Source organism: Paenibacillus sp. P36 (genome assembly GCF_045866505.1).
Classification (GTDB): domain Bacteria; phylum Bacillota; class Bacilli; order Paenibacillales; family NBRC-103111; genus Paenibacillus_E; species Paenibacillus_E chondroitinus.
Window position 1 is genome coordinate 6,587,924 of sequence record NZ_AP038372.1, and the last position, 15,355, is coordinate 6,603,278.

The 15,355-nt window shown below is 45.6% G+C and carries 14 protein-coding genes; 2 read left to right on the forward strand and 12 right to left on the reverse strand.

What is annotated here, in order from left to right:
* Positions 1–12 precede the first annotated feature (12 nt).
* The 4 genes from ACKTT9_RS29205 to ACKTT9_RS29220 all read right to left on the reverse strand — a co-directional run bounded on the left by ACKTT9_RS29205 (position 13) and on the right by ACKTT9_RS29220 (position 6,088).
* The gene (locus ACKTT9_RS29205) at positions 13–966 is read right to left on the reverse strand and encodes a sugar ABC transporter permease (RefSeq protein WP_157318803.1); all 954 of its coding nucleotides are present in this window, start codon (positions 964–966) and stop codon (positions 13–15) included.
* Between the two features lie 20 nt (positions 967–986).
* Complete coding sequence (locus ACKTT9_RS29210) at positions 987–2,072, reverse strand: mandelate racemase/muconate lactonizing enzyme family protein (protein WP_407868716.1); 1,086 nt, start codon at positions 2,070–2,072, stop codon at positions 987–989.
* A gap of 33 nt (positions 2,073–2,105) precedes the next feature.
* Positions 2,106–4,424 carry a helix-turn-helix domain-containing protein gene (locus ACKTT9_RS29215; protein ID WP_407868717.1) on the reverse strand — a complete coding sequence of 773 codons (2,319 nt, stop codon included), beginning with the start codon at positions 4,422–4,424 and terminating at the stop codon, positions 2,106–2,108.
* Positions 4,425–4,552: 128 nt separating this feature from the next.
* Positions 4,553–6,088 carry an extracellular solute-binding protein gene (locus ACKTT9_RS29220; RefSeq protein ID WP_407868718.1) on the reverse strand — a complete coding sequence of 512 codons (1,536 nt, stop codon included), beginning with the start codon at positions 6,086–6,088 and terminating at the stop codon, positions 4,553–4,555.
* Positions 6,089–6,461: 373 nt separating this feature from the next.
* Between ACKTT9_RS29220 and cyoE the strand changes: the two genes are divergently transcribed.
* The gene (gene cyoE / locus ACKTT9_RS29225; RefSeq protein WP_157318808.1) at positions 6,462–7,382 is read left to right on the forward strand and encodes a heme o synthase; all 921 of its coding nucleotides are present in this window, start codon (positions 6,462–6,464) and stop codon (positions 7,380–7,382) included.
* Positions 7,383–7,494: 112 nt separating this feature from the next.
* Here cyoE and ACKTT9_RS29230 read toward each other — a convergent pair whose 3' ends face one another.
* Positions 7,495–7,947, reverse strand: a complete 453-nt coding sequence (locus ACKTT9_RS29230; RefSeq protein WP_127454798.1) for a MarR family winged helix-turn-helix transcriptional regulator — start codon at positions 7,945–7,947, stop codon at positions 7,495–7,497.
* A gap of 234 nt (positions 7,948–8,181) precedes the next feature.
* Between ACKTT9_RS29230 and ACKTT9_RS29235 the strand changes: the two genes are divergently transcribed.
* Positions 8,182–8,658 (forward strand): glutathione peroxidase, encoded by a 477-nt coding sequence (locus ACKTT9_RS29235; protein WP_407868719.1) that lies wholly within the window; start codon positions 8,182–8,184, stop codon positions 8,656–8,658.
* Between the two features lie 181 nt (positions 8,659–8,839).
* Here the strand turns inward: ACKTT9_RS29235 and ACKTT9_RS29240 are convergent, their stop codons facing one another.
* From ACKTT9_RS29240 to ACKTT9_RS29270, 7 genes are all read right to left on the reverse strand, one after another.
* Positions 8,840–9,685: a PhnE/PtxC family ABC transporter permease gene (locus ACKTT9_RS29240; RefSeq protein WP_407868720.1), complete on the reverse strand. Its 846-nt coding sequence runs from the start codon at positions 9,683–9,685 to the stop codon at positions 8,840–8,842.
* Position 9,686: 1 nt separating this feature from the next.
* Positions 9,687–10,472, reverse strand: coding sequence for a PhnE/PtxC family ABC transporter permease (locus ACKTT9_RS29245; protein ID WP_407868721.1), 786 nt, complete (start codon positions 10,470–10,472; stop codon positions 9,687–9,689).
* A complete protein-coding gene (phnC, locus tag ACKTT9_RS29250; RefSeq protein ID WP_407868722.1) occupies positions 10,462–11,250 on the reverse strand; it encodes a phosphonate ABC transporter ATP-binding protein in 789 nt (262 codons plus the stop codon). The genes ACKTT9_RS29245 and phnC overlap by 11 nt, the downstream gene beginning before the upstream one ends.
* 39 nt (positions 11,251–11,289) lie before the next feature.
* Positions 11,290–12,348: a phosphate/phosphite/phosphonate ABC transporter substrate-binding protein gene (locus tag ACKTT9_RS29255; protein WP_407868723.1), complete on the reverse strand. Its 1,059-nt coding sequence runs from the start codon at positions 12,346–12,348 to the stop codon at positions 11,290–11,292.
* Positions 12,349–12,388: 40 nt separating this feature from the next.
* Positions 12,389–13,528, reverse strand: coding sequence for a phosphonoacetaldehyde reductase (locus tag ACKTT9_RS29260; RefSeq protein ID WP_407868724.1), 1,140 nt, complete (start codon positions 13,526–13,528; stop codon positions 12,389–12,391).
* Positions 13,525–14,337 (reverse strand): phosphonoacetaldehyde hydrolase, encoded by an 813-nt coding sequence (gene phnX / locus ACKTT9_RS29265; protein WP_407868725.1) that lies wholly within the window; start codon positions 14,335–14,337, stop codon positions 13,525–13,527. Before phnX ends, ACKTT9_RS29260 begins: the two co-directional genes overlap by 4 nt.
* 156 nt (positions 14,338–14,493) lie before the next feature.
* Entirely contained in the window at positions 14,494–15,270 is a 777-nt protein-coding gene (locus ACKTT9_RS29270) for a DeoR/GlpR family DNA-binding transcription regulator (protein WP_407868726.1), read from the reverse strand.
* Positions 15,271–15,355 lie beyond the last annotated feature (85 nt).

The window sequence follows — 15,355 nt, forward strand, 5'->3', positions numbered from 1 at the left end:
GGGTACTCCTCCTTAATATATCCCCTCTTGCCCTAGCTTCTTCACGACGTAGTTGGACAGCATAACAAGGATTAAGCCCACAACACCTTTGAACATCCCCACCGTCACACCAACGCTGATTTTCCCTCCGAGGATACCGATCGTATACGCATACGTGTCGAACACCTGGGAAACCGAAGTGACCAGCGGATTGTTCATCAATAAGATTTGTTCAAAACCGACATCTGCCATATGCCCTAATCTTAAAATCAGCAAGATAATAATCGTCGGGCGAATGGCCGGCAGCGTCACATGCCAGATCTGCTTCATTCTTGACGCCCCGTCTATAACGGCTGCTTCATATTGTTGGGGGTCAACGCCTGCCATTGCAGCCAAGAAAATAATCGTCCCCCAACCGACTTCCTTCCACATGCTTTGGGCGGTGAGCAGCCCCCAGAAAAAGTTCGGGTTAGACAGAAAAGATACCGTGTCGAAGCCCATATTCGAAATCAGTTTATTGATTAGCCCTACATCGGTTGAGAGCATAAAAAACGTCATACTAGCAACAACGACCCATGACAAAAAATGTGGCAAATAGACGATCGACTGATTGATGCGTTTGAACGTTTCATGCCGGATTTCATTGAGCATCAAAGCCAGTACAATCGGCAGCGGGAACATGAATATGATGCCGAAAATATTAATCGCAAACGTATTTCTCAGCATGAGATAGAACACTTCACTATGAAATAACTCGGTGAAATTGGTAAAACCAATCCATTCGCTCCCCCAGAGGCCTTTAAAAGGATTGTATTCCTTGAAGGCAATCAAGAGCCCCCATAAGGGCGCGAATTTAAATATTAGAAAATACAGGATGCCCGGCGCAGCCAGGGCGTACATCCATTTACTCTGCACCATGGCCGCCCATAACCGTGACCGTTCCTGAACGCGCGTACTTTTTACAGTTGTTTGTACCTGTGTTTGCATATGTGAAGCACCTCGCCCGTTTATTCGCTCACTTGATACTCGGCTTTTTCAAGCCATTCCGGCCGTACCGTGATGCCCCAGCCTGGTCCTTGCGGAACCTGCACCGCACCGTCCGAAACTTTCAACGGCTCTGCAAAAAGTCCATTCGTCCAAGCATCCTCTTCAATCGTATATTCCATGTATTTCCCTGCGTTCGGAATAGCTGAGACCATATGCAGCGTAAAGACGGTCAACATCGATAAATTCGCAGCATGCGGTGTACAGGTCATTCCCGCTGCTTCGGCCATCCGAGCGACTTCCAGTGCGCGGCTCAAGCCTCCCACATAGCAAATATCCGGTTGAACGATATCGACGGCACGCATCTGAATCATCCGTTTGAACTGTGCCAAATCCGTATCCTGTTCCCCGCCGGTTACCGGAATATCCAGGGCGTCGGCTACCTGCTTCGTCCACTCCAGCTCCATGTAAGGGCAAGGTTCTTCAAAATGACACACCCCGTATTCGGCAAGCATCTTGCCTGTTTCAATCGCCTTAGCCGGCGTAAATCCACTGTTCGCATCGACATACAGCTGCGTTTGGTCACCGATGGCAGCTCTTACAGCCCGGACAACCTCTTCCGAACGGCCCGGATAGACGTCCACATCACTCGCAAAGTTGTTGGCAATCCTGATTTTGAAAGCCTCGATCCCCTGCGTTTCTTTGAGGCGCAAGATCCGGTTAGCTTCCTCCTGCGGTGAAATGTTACGCTTCATGCTGGAGCCGTAAATTTTAACTTTGCCGGGTTTTCCTCCGAGCAATTCACTAACACTTTTGCCCATGCGTTTTCCCTTCAAATCCCATAATGCCGTGTCCAAACCTCCGACTGCTCGGCAAATATAAGAACCGGGAAACTTATGTTCTTCCCTAACAACCTTTTCAGCCAAGGCTTCGATTTCATTCGCATCTGCACCGAGTGCGTGCGGAGCTACTTGCTGATGCAGCACCAGCGCAGAAATATTAGCATGGTAAGGAGCGATTTGCCCATAACCTTGCAGCCCATCTTCCGAAGTGACGCGGACAACGGAAAGCTGGCGGGTTGTAAAAGTCTCGATACGCTTAATTTTCATCCTATCGTTCTCCTCTTTTCATTGAATCTCTTCCTACCTGAACTGGGAGCGGAATTGCCCCGGTGTCATCCGTACATGTCGTTGAAAAATGCGGATAAAGTTGCGCTCGGAGTATCCAATTGCGGTGGCTACTTCGCTGATGCTTTGATCCGTATCTTTCAGCAGGCGCTCGGCCTGACCAATCTTCGTTTCCACCACATACTCCAGAAAGTTCTTTCCTACCTTTTTCTTAAACAACCGGCTCAGATAAGAGGGGCTTACGCCTACCCTCTCGGCACAATGCACCAAGGACAAATCATTTCCATAATTGTTATGAATGTATTGACACACCCACTGGATCGCGGATTCACCGGAGGCTTCCCGATCATTTTTCGTTAACCACAGGTACACCGGAAATAACGACTCCTCGAACCAATCGGTCATTTCCTTCGACGTCTGCTTATTTCTTAACTGCCCGAAAAAATTATGTTCCATAATGTCGACGACATTCGCACCCTGCTTCTCCACAGACACGATAAAAGCCGATAGGAAGATATGATAGCTTTGATAAATAAATACATAGGATTGTGAATGGCGCAGGATTTCCGTGAATTTCTCAAAATGCTGAATCGCTGTAGGTAAATCCTCCTGCTCAAGGGCATGAAGAATCGCTTCTTGCAGCTCTACCGGGTACCGAAGCAGTGACTGCGTTTTCCCATGCTCGAAATCATCAATAAATAATAACGGTTCTGCGTCCCGGAATATCCGGTATTGCAGAGCATGAATCGCTTCCTTATAGGAAACCGGAACGTCTGCAATGTAAGGATAGAATCGTCCGATGCACACGTTGACTTCAAAGGACAAATACTTATGAAACGCCTCGATCATCGCATAAGCATAGTTCGAGGTCAGCTCCTTCATGGTTTGCTGCTCCATCTCGGGCTTGAATTGCAGGATGGCCACGCCTCTGCCTTGATAAGGAATCACATAACCTTCAAGACTATGCTGATTCAGCAACTCCTGCATGACATTGGCCAAGGAAAAAGCGACAATTCCTTTCTCTTCCGGCAAAAAACGCTTCTCTTTATAAATATGGTCGGCATCGACAACCAGTACGACACTTGTAAATCCAACACCTATGCCATACGCTAAGCAATCCTGCAGCAGCGTCTGATTAGCCGTATAATCACCGCTTAGCAGCTTGAAGAGAAACTTCTCGCGCAAGGACGGCTCCATATTTTGCACATAACTTTCCAATTTCTCCGTCTCATTACTTAAATAATCCAAAGACTCTTTAATGATATCCAGCTCGTCTTCCTTCGGCTCAACACCATGGCCACGCAGAGAACGGCTGTGACTAATCAGTTGCCCGATTGGCGTATAGGCCCTCTTGGAGGTAATATACGTCAGAAGAATGCCGACACCCACAAATACTAGAACAATAAGCACCGTCATTTCACGAATCCAGCTTAATTGGTCAGTAATGACCTGTTCAGGCGTCACAGATACGTAAGTTCTGGAAAATACATTTTTCACGTAGTGATATTGTGCCGGTTTCCCATCAATACCCTCTGCGACAAATATGCCCGAGTTCTGATCCGATGCCTTGATCATCGCGATGCCTTGTAATCTGGCCGTTTCTTCGGCCTGGTTCACTTGGGGGTTTCGCTCGATCCCAAAAGGGTCGTTCAGCTTCACGATCATTAAACCTTGATCACCGGTCAACATGACGGCATCTGTTTCCATAAATGTGCTCAGCTTGGCAGCTTCAATCTCAAAGCCGAGGACGCCCTTGGGTCCTTCCGTACCAATCAATGGCAGCTGTCTGTAAAAGGTGATATATCCTTCCTTGCCCTTCAGCTGTGTCCATTGCGTAGGACGTTTGATTGCAAGTAATTCGTCAATATTTTGTTTATATTTGTAATATTCTTTCTCAATGGAGCCGTATTCATTGGAAATGACCTCATTGTTTGTGCTGTTATACAAATAAATTTCGCTAATAAAGCTATTGAAATTTTTAACCAAAGCAATTTTTTTCAGTATATCAAGCTTCAAAAGACCGCTTTCATCCTGAGGGTTCGTAAACTCTTGCTGAATAAAAGGATCATTGGCTAACTGGAGCGAGTCCTGCTCAATTTCCTGTAAAACCGTTTCGGCGCGGTCCTTCATGATCGTCAAGGACGAGTCGCTTTCCGCCTGTATGTATTTCTGCATCCGATGTGTAGAGAATTGATAATACGCTACGCTAGCCAATATCACCGGAATACATACGGAAATACAGCCAAGCCAAATGAGCTTGAAGAAATACGTTCTCGTGTTCGTTCGCCTCTTTTTGCCTAGTTTATTCAGAAACATGCTGCTCCAGTTAGCCATAAGTCCTCCCCGTCTTCTTAAGAAGCCCCATTGTCATACCACTCACTCATTCACACAGGTGGTTCGTGTGTTAAGCATAGGGAGCGGAGCCGCAAAAAGCAAGCGGAAAGAAACTCACCTCTGGCTGTTTATTTGGGAAACTTCTCCTTGTAATCTGCTGCGAATTCCTTATAGGCCGTTTGGAAATCCGGATTCGCATTCAGCTTTTCAATATAAGCCTTGTACTCATCCATTGAAATCTGCCCTACGATCGCTTTGACGACCATCGACTGCCATTCCGATTGGAACTTCGGCCAAATAGACGTCCACGTATTCGAATTAATGATTGAAAAAGGATCAATTTTACCTACTTCTGCATAAACAGCCACTGATTTTTCCTTGGCATCGTTATACGCTTTGGGAGCGGCAGGATTAATAACTTTCATTTTATTATTATAGGCTAGTGGGAAAATAGCTCCTGTGCCGTTAGCGGTTACTTGTTTTACACCAAGTTCAGTGAGCTGCTGCTGGCCATCTACCATCGTATAATCGACGCCTTCGATTCCGTAGTAGTTATAGTCCGTTTGTTCCGGCGTCGTCGTTCTCTCGAAAAAGTCCAGGATTTGTCTTGCTTTCTCCTCCGGCACTTGTTTCGAAATATAAAACGCTCCCGAGAATGGAACCGACAGCTGAACACTGGAACCTCCTGGACCTTTCATCGGTGGCAAAGAAATGACATTCGCGTCAGGTTGCACTTTCTTGATCGTTTGTTCAAAGTTGAAATCGCGCCATGTATTTCTGCCATAAGAAGCGGCCCGTCCTGTGGTAAACATTTCTTCCGCCTGGGTTTGTTTAATGACAGAGAAGTCCTTGGCCAGAACGCCGTCGGTATACAATTTGTGGAAATAGGAAACCATATCCGTGTAATTTGGTGTCAAATACTTGTTAATCATACCTCCGTCTTTCCCATAAATCGGATCGAGGCCTCCAAATGCCGCCAAAAAGCTTCCATCGCTGTCGGCGAAGAAATTGCCTGTGTTGCCTTGGCCGATCAAACCAACCGTGTCTTTCTTACCGTTCCCGTCAGGGTCTCCGTCTACAATGGTTTTAAGGGCAGTTGCGTACTCATCCAATGTAGTCGGCACAGGTAAATTGAATTTATCCAGCCAGTCCTTTCTCATTTTGAGGCTGAGGTCAATATGCGGACGATTTCGTGGAACACCGAAAATTTTGCCATCCGTACGGACATAGTTCCACACGTCTTTATATCCGTTTTTCTTCAAATTCGGATACTTGCTGAAGTCACCCAAGAGTGGCGTCAAATCCCAAAATGCCCCTTGCTTCACTGCATTTTGCAGCGTAGGACGCGTAATGCTGTTCGCAACAATAACCTCTGGTATGTTGCCGGATGCCAAAACCAGGTCAAATTTTGTATCGTAGTCGCCTGAAGGGATCCAATCTATATTTAGTTGAACTTTATTATCTTTTTGGAACTTCGTCCAATATTCATTGTTCATGTCTGGAATGTCCGCAAATGACGGTACCATAAACTGAACTTTCAGATCAGATTTTGCAGCTGTAGTAGCCTTGGGCGTCTCCTTACTCTCTCCACAGCCTGCCAACACTCCTAATAAAAGCGGAGCGAGCATAGTCAAGCTGACCCTTTTTGTTGTCAATATTTTCATAATAGCCTCCCTGTTGATGTTTGTGTATCGCCGCTGTTCAAGTGTCCGGAACTAACAAGACAACGTGTTAGGCTTTATTATAGGAGCATCGCCCACTGCAAGTAAGTGACAATTCTTGTTCTTGTTGTCCTGGTAGGCAGCATATCAAATTTTGTCACATCCCAAGCCAGCGCTGGATTCCAGCTGCCAGACGTAAGACAAAAAACCGGAACCCCCCGGGTCCCGGTCTTCATCCTCCACTTTTGCATCATTCACGAAAGAGACAAAGATTTTTGACAGAATCATGAGTGTTTGCAGAAGCAAGACACAAGAGTGACTTCTATATGGTAACCTATACATAAGGTTAATTTTCTTGGAAGGGTGTGTTAGCGACATGCGTGTTCAAAGCAATACGGTTAGCATCCAAACAGTTCCAATCTCATTCACGAAGGTACTCTTCGAAACCATAAAGATTGGCATTATTAAATCCAACCTCATCGCCATGATCGCAGGGCTTAGTGTGGCCTTGTTCGTACATCAAATACCGCTAATGGATAAAATCGGCAACATGACGTTAGCGCTAATCGGATCTTCCCTCGTGATTGGAGCGGCTGGTATTTTTAATAATTTATACGACCGTGATATCGATCGCATCATGGAACGAACGAAAAACAGGCCGACGGTTTCCGGCATCATTGATATCCGAAGCGGACTGTTCCTTGGGATTTGGATCGCAATCGGCGGTCTTGTCTCCTTGTATCTGGCGTCGCCTCTATCTGCTTTTGTAGGTTTCCTCGGGCTGTTCTTATATGTCGTGCCGTATACGATGTGGACAAAACGCAGAACGATCTACAATACAGAGGTTGGCAGCTTGTCTGGAGCAATTCCTCCGTTAATCGGTTGGGCCGCGATCTCACCGGATATTTTACATCCCCATGCCATTGCGCTGTTCCTGTTGATGGTTATCTGGCAGATGCCTCACTTCTACGCAATCGGAATTCGGCGCATGGAGGAATACCGAGCGGCTAACATTCCCATGCTGCCGGTGGTCAAGGGCATTCGCAGAACTTACGTGCAGATGAACGTATATCTGGTTGCGTTATTCCTGGTCAGCTTTTTGTTCTGGTCCTTTAATCCGTATATCGCTATAGCGAATGCGATCTTAAGCCTGGTCTGGTTAGTGATGAGCATCAACGGATATAAGCGGAAACCAGAGGACAAGTGGGCCCGTTCGATGTTCATCTTCTCGCTTAACCATATCACAGTGCTGCTGTTGATGATTGTCTGCTACTCGTTAGGTGCTCTTTTGTTATAACCTAATATGAAGTATTATCTTCACTCATTTAAATTTCTATGTGTGTGTGGACTTGCATCCCAGAATGGCCGGAGGAAACTCCGGCCATTCTTTTTATTTCGCTTGCCCACAATTATTCTGATCGGCGTGCAACTTCATTTACTTTTGCCAGCAGCTCTTTGAACTGACCTAGCGATTCTACATATTTTTCAAAGGACCCGCAAATTTCTGCAAAAATGTCTACTGATACACTCTGCATTTGGTTTTGCAGCCCTGCACCTTTTTCCGTTAATGCGACCTCAACCTTCCGCTCATCCTCCACAGAACGTTTGCGAACAACCAAATCCGCTTCTTGAAGCCGCTTCAGCAGCGGTGTCAACGTCCCCGAATCCAGCAGCAATCTGTCGCCAAGCTCCGTCACCGTGCTGGTCCCTCTTTCCCATAACACGACCATGACTAAATACTGTGGATACGTAAGGCCAAACTTCTCCAGAATAGGCCGATAAATGCGCGTTAATTCACGGGAAGTTGCATAGGCCGTGAAACAGAGCATATCCTCTAGCTTCATTACAGCTGCCTCTTTCATCCTCATTCCCCCTGTTATTTCGATATTGTACATTGTAACTCACCCTGCCTATTTCTCAAAATTTAATTTCAAACAATATATAGGCCCTCCTTTTACATAGAGCAAACCTAAATTTACTAAAATTATATTTAGCACAATCTAATTGACAGAAATGTAGTTCAAGGTTTATACTCAGGTACATAAGGTTTTGAAAAATTAAATTTCACAAAATTCAAATCGAAGGGAATGTGTCCTATGTCCATTTATAATTTCAATGTTAAAACAGCTAAAGGAACTCAGAAATCAATCGGTGATTACCGCGGTAAAGTCATGCTGATTGTGAATACAGCTAGCAAGTGCGCATTTACTCCACAATTTAAAGAGCTTCAAGAGATCTATAAGCAATATAAAGACGAAGGTCTTGAAATTCTCGGCTTCCCGAGCAATCAATTCGGCAGTGGCGAGAAAGGGAACAACGAAGAAATTCATAGCTTTTGCGAGATTAATTTTGGCGTAACCTTTGAGCTTTTCAACAAAATCGATGTGAATGGCTCCAATGCTGATCCCCTGTATAGCTTTTTGAAAAAAGAAGCCAAAGGTGTGCTTGGTTCTGAATCAATCAAATGGAATTTCACGAAGTTTCTTGTTGACCGAGATGGTAATGTAATAAAACGCTACGGTTCCACAGACAAACCTATGGCGATCGTAGAAGATTTGAAGAAACTGCTGTAATTTAAGCGGTGATCACCCCCTAACTACAGGCTCTTATTTGTCCGCGACAGCCCATTATGCAGCTGAAACCTGCAAAATAGCGGAACATAGTTCCCTCAACCTAAAACAAAAAACCACCTTCATGGTGGTTTTTTTGTCTATTTTTGCGCAAAATGACATTACAGGACTCGCTTGAAGCTGCTCACCCTTGGTGCCTTAACTTCTTCTTAATTCTTCCAGCAATAAGCTCAAGCAGGATAGCAAATGCTAGAATGAGGTAGGTAATTGCTCCAATTTCCCTTACATCATAATAATAGGTGCTGGCCATAAACATATCATACCCGATTCCCCCGGCACCAGCTGCGGCACCCATAGCTAACGCTACGGCGAAATTGATCTCAAATCGCATAAATGTCCACGAGATTAAATAAGTGATAGACGAAGGCAGAACGGCTTGACATACGATTTGAACCCAATTGGCGCCACTTGATTTCAAAGCCTCAATAACGCCTTCATCTAACTCTTCGAATGACTCCGAGTAAGTTTTCACGAGATAACTAACCGAATGGAAGGTCATGCCGATGACAGCCGCTACGCTGCCAAGTCCCGCTGCAACCGCAAAAATCAACACCCATAGAACAGTAGGAACCGCTCTTATAAAAGCTACTGCACCCTTTATGGCAAGAGATAGTTTAGGATTAGATAAATTGTTGGCTGCTAATAGGCCTAGAACCAGCGCGATGATGGCGCCGAATAATGTCGTTAGAAAAGCAAGACCAAGCGTAATGACCAGATGTTCAACGGCTCCCAACAAGGAGATGTGTTTAAAAAGCGGCTGGAAAAACATCGTTTTAACCGTATGAGATGTCGATATGACAGCATCTACCAGCTGTATGTCTTTATAGTCAAATGTTGCAAACGCATACAGTGTCAATAGGACCAATGCAGCCAAGGTGAGCCGGATCGCCATCGCTTGTTTATTGAATGGCTTTTTCATTCTGCCGGTGTCTTGGTCGGAGACGTCTATCAAGCTCGATTGAAATCTCATTTTACAAAATCACCTTTCGTAGATAGTTAGAAATCGCTTCAATGGAGAAAATAGCTAGGACAAGGACAATTACGATCAGTGAGGCGGCGCTGTAATTCAGACTTTTGTAATATAAGCTGAAAAGAAAACCGATACCGGTGCCGGTCAAAATACCGATTAAAGTAGCCTGCCGGATGTTTGTTTCCATCATGAACAAGATCCAACTGATTAGCTGTGGGATACAGGACGGAATTACGGATTGACATATAATCGAAAAATAGCCTGCCCCCGTTGATTTTAATGCCTCGACAGAGCTGCTGCTTACTTCATCGATCGACTCCGTGAAGGCGCGGGTCAAAAAGCCGAAGGAGCCGAAGAACAACGCGAAATAGCCGGTCAGCACATTTTGGCCAAAAGAAATCAGCAAGATCATCGACCACGCAGCGACATCAATATTGCGAAATACCGTCGCGATCGATCGGCTTACAAAGCCAAGCACACCTCCTGTTCCCGTCGTATGAGAGCCTGCGATCGCGAACATCAAGGCAAACAAGGCAGCTACAGTGGTTGCCGCTATAGATACAAGTACAGTCTCGGTTAAGCTGCTAATAATAACGGGCAGCCGTTTCAATGCCTTTGCGTCCGGATAAAAATTATTGAACGCCCATTCGGCCGCTTTAGGAATCGAGGTAAAACCTTTGATGACATTGTAATTCGTAATCAAAACAGCGATAACCGTCAATGCTAGTAATAAACCGCAAAATAACAGCGTATTCATTCGCTTTCTGGCAAAGAAATCAGGTTGCATAACGACCCTCCAGCTCCTCCTGATGCTCATGAAGCTCCGTGCCGTAAATACTTGCTAACTGCTCGCGATGAATTCCGCTCGGGGGGCCGTTATAAACGATAGCTCCTTTGTTCACGCCAAGTATCCGGTCTGAATATTTCAGTGCCACATCCACTTGATGCAGGTTAACGATAACCGTAATCCCCATGGTGGTGGAAATATTACGCAGATGATCCATGATGACCTTGGAGGCATTCGGGTCCAAGGAAGCGATCGGCTCATCGCAGAGCAGCATCTTGGGATTCTGCACAAGAGCTCTGGCGATCCCAACCCGCTGTTTTTGACCGCCGCTCAATTGATCGCATCGCTTATACACTTGTTCTTCCAATCCAAGTGTTTTCAGAATCGCATAGGCTTGATGCTTCTCTTCTTTGGTATAAATTCCAAACACACCTTCCAGTGTGGATTTGTAACCAAGTCGCCCGTGCAGGACGTTTTCGATGACCGACAACCTGTTCACTAAGTTATAATGCTGGAAGACCATTCCCATCTGCGTTCGCAGCCGTTTCAGCCCGCTCCTCTGGAGCTCAAGAATATTACTCCCACTAAATATAATTTCTCCATGACTTGCATCAATCATACGGTTAATACAGCGAAGCAGCGTCGACTTACCGGCCCCTGACGGGCCGATAATCGAAACAAACTCCCCTTCTTTCACAGTAAAATTAACATCTGTTAACGCTCTTGTATCCGTACCATACTGCTTTGATACCTGCTTGAATTCCAATAACGTCGTCATAGTTGCTCCCTTAATCGGTTTGGCATTGTTTCCTACCTTTTAGTTGGACAGCATTCGAACCGGACTGAAGAACCCATCATCCACGGTCAGAAATCTCTCTTTGCCGCTCTTCTGCTTGAACATGCCTGTCTCCTTCGAATCTTTAGGCAAGAAAATCAGAGGGTTATTCGTTACCGCATCGGATGTGAATGTATCCACTAATTTCTTCTTGTCTTCTGCGCTTACCGTACCTGTGTTAATGGCAAATGGTTGATTCAATACCGGCGTCACGGAGATCAGCGTAAATTCTTTGCCAATCATCGTATTAAACGGTTCACTTGCCCCCTGCTTCACTTTATATACCGCTCCTGGCGTGTTGGCCTTTCCTGAGCTCAGCTCGACATAGTTTGCAACGCAAGTATCACAGAAAGCGGCTACATCAGCTTTCCCCGTCAACAGATTCATCGCCGAACCTTGGTGCGTTCCACCGAAAAGCACTTCACTAAAGAAATTATTTTTGCCTCCCAGAATTAAATCATCAACGGTCAAACTTTTAGTCTTCTCTTTTTTGCTAAAATAATTAACGATGCCCGCAGAAGGAATTTTAAATCCGGATGTGGAGGAATTGGATACGAATGAGAACTTTTTGCCTGCGATATTATCAATCGAATAGCCGTCGCCGCTTTTATACGCTTGCTCCTCGCCTTTACGCACGTTTAACCAGCTATAGTAAACCGCATCCTCCAGCGTCCCTGACTCTCCACTCGGAATGACCAACGGTAGGACCTTCGGGTTCTTTTTATTGGCTTCGACATAACCTTGCGCTCCCGTGTAGACGATGTCCGCACTGCCGCTGGCAATGGCTTCAATGGCAATCGTATAGTCCGTCGTCGTTTTGTGTTCCACCTTTTTACCAGTTGCAGCGGCAACCACTTTACCAATTTCGTCCCGGGTACTTTTCATTTCTGCACCGGATTCATTGGGATACCACGCAATCGTGAGCGTATCCTTCGTCTTCACAGCTGCCGATCCGTTCTGCGCATCACCGGCTTTCGTACCGCAACCTGCTGTTACCGCGATCAGTGATAATGAAAGCATAAGCGTTACTATTTTTTTCATTTTAAAAAGCCTCCCTAGTATTTGATCCAACCTACTGCTCTTATAAAAGTGAAACGAGGATACGCTCGAGTTCTTCAGGCAATATTTCAACAGGATTATTATCCATTCTTCCCTTCGTGTACGAGAGAGAAACCAAATGACGGATTCCTTCAACTGTAGCGCCATATTGGCCCAGACGGCTTGACACCCCATAGAGGTTATAAATGCTTTGAATGAATTGATCCACTTCGTCCACGTTCGCAGCTCCAAATGCTTGCATTAACTTGTCCGGTTCAATTAATGCAGCAAAGTTATGCCTCATAACCGAAGCTAGTGTTAGGCTGGCCGCAATACCATGATCAATCCCATAAAGCATCGTTAGCGGATAGGAGATGGAATGGCAAGCTGTTGTTCTCGTGTTGCTAAAAGCCAATCCAGCCAGCAAACTTGCCAAGGACAGCTGTTCTCTCCAAACCAGATTCTCCGGTTCCTCGTTTAATAAGGGGAGAGTTCGCCGAATTCGTTCGATCGCTTGGAGCGAGTATACTCTGGTAATGGCGTTGGTATGAACGGACCAATACGCTTCGGTTGCATGGCATAAGGCATCCAGTGCAGTAGCTACGCTTAAACGCAGCGGCATCGTAACGGTCAACTCCGGAAGAATTAAAGTTGCGCTTGCATATAACCGCTCATCGCTCACGGAATATTTGCTGTCGTATTCTTCATCCCATACCGTTGCCCAACAGGTGACCTCAGAGCCTGTTCCCGATGTCGTCGGTATCCCGACCCATGGCGTATAAGACGGCTCTTCACGGTAACGTTCACTTGTAATCGCTGCACGAACTTCGTCTACGGTTTGATACGTCTTGCTTTGCAAGGCCGACAACACTTTGGCTGCATCCATGACACTGCCTCCGCCGATTGCCACAATCAGCTCATAGTCGAAAGGCTCGATCTCCTGCTTCAGCTTCAAAATATCTGCCACATTGGGATTATTCAGCGTAACTTCCACCAAATTAGTTTCTTTCGTGGAAAGCATGTTCATGACGGGCTGTAAACAATCGCTTTTATCAACGCCCGCTCCCCTCGTAAGCAGCAGGACCCTCTTGATGTCTGGGTAGCGTTTTTTTAACAAATCGGCAAATGCTTGTGCAGAGGTTGCTCCGAAAGATACAGCTACCGGATTATAAAATTGGTTCATCTCATTACCCTCTCCAAACCGCTGCGCTCAAGCTCCTCAATCACTGCCGGAAGCTGAGCAATCGATCCGATGATATAGTCTGCCCCTGCTTGCTCAAACGTTAATCTCGTTTGATTCATTCGTTCAGCCAATTCTTCCTCCGTCATGCTCTGGGCTTCGGCCTGTGTTAAACCAAGCTCACTGCTTCCTAGAATGACAGCGACCGTCCAAACCCCGGCATTTCTGCCTTCGTGAATGTCAGACACTGTATCTCCAACCTTAATGACGGATTTCGGAGGATAGATGCCTAGCTCCGTTAAGTTCTGAAATATCATATACGGATATGGCCGTCCTGCTTTTACTTGATCAGAAGCGATCATGAAGTCTGGCGAGTATCCCTTCCGCTTGGCTTCCGGTACGATGACCTCCATCATGCCTGAGGTGTAACCGGTCGTAGATCCGATGGCAATCCCCGCTTCGCGAAGTTGACTCACTGTTTCCAACGCTCCCGGAATCGGATCCGTGTACATTTTCAACGATTCCATCAAAATAGCTTCGAACCGCACATATAGACGATCAATATCTTCTTTGACTGGTTCCTTGCCGAACGTTGCCACCCACTTGTTCTGTACTCTTTCCATCTGCAAAATAGCTTGGATGTGATCCCATTTCAGAAGGCCCATCGGAATTCTCGCTTCCCGACTTGTGATCGGCACTCCCGCTTCTTCAAAAGTTTGAATAAAGGCATGCATAGGCGCGAAGCAACCATAATCAATCACGGTTCCAGCCCAATCGAAAATTACTGCTTTAATGCGTTCTTTATACGTCATCGTTACTCCTCATTTCTTAATGTCTTTTGATAGTTCTGATTATAGAGGGTTATGACGCAAAAACGCAATACATTTTGCAATATTTTACGTGATATTTACATTTACATGCTGTTATATGCTGTTTTTAACACTTAGAAAACATAATAAAAACGCAAGCTAGGATACGCTTGCGTTTATGATCGAGATATGATGTTTTTTATAGGTATCCAACAAGTCCCTATCCATGAAAGAATCCGTTACAATGGAATCAATCTGATCCAATCCGCAAATGTTAAGATAAGAGACAGTTTCGAATTTGCTCGAGTCCGCTACCACGATCTTCCGCTTGGCGCCCTTTAGCATCGCATTAATGACCTCAGCTTCACCTTGGCGGAAATCAGTCAACCCTTTCTCCAGGGAAATCGCATTGATACTGATGAATGCAAGGTCGATATTGAAATTCGTGATTTCTTCCTCAATCGATCGCCCATACAAGGAGAACTCCTCATGGTTCAAATAACCTCCCGGAATAATCACCGTGAAGCCCTTCTTCTGCGATAAAATATCCGCGATGCGAAGGGAATTTGTTAAGACTGTGAGTTTCTCGAAGCGAGCAGCAAGCCGCTTGGCGAGTTCAATATTCGTCGTGCCGGCGTTGAGAGAAACAGCTTGATACTCCTTCACCAGCTCCACAGCATACGTGGCTAGTTCCTGCTTTCTTTCATTTTGCGTAATTTTACGCTTGAGGAAGGCTTGATTCGTAGCTAACTCATCTCTTTTGGAAACCGCTCCTCCGTGCACGCGTTGAAGCTTATCCTCTTGCTCTAACCGTTCAAGATCCCTGCGAACCGTATCCAGGGACACTTGCAACAGCGATTTCAATTCCACGACGGTGACTTGCCCTTTGGATTCCAGTTCCAATAATATTAAGCGATGCCTCTCCGGTGCAAGCATTTCATATCTCCTCCGTGATTTTGCGTTTTTTAGCTTTATTTTCTTTTAAGATTACCAAAAAAACAGCATCGAGTAAATGTTTTTG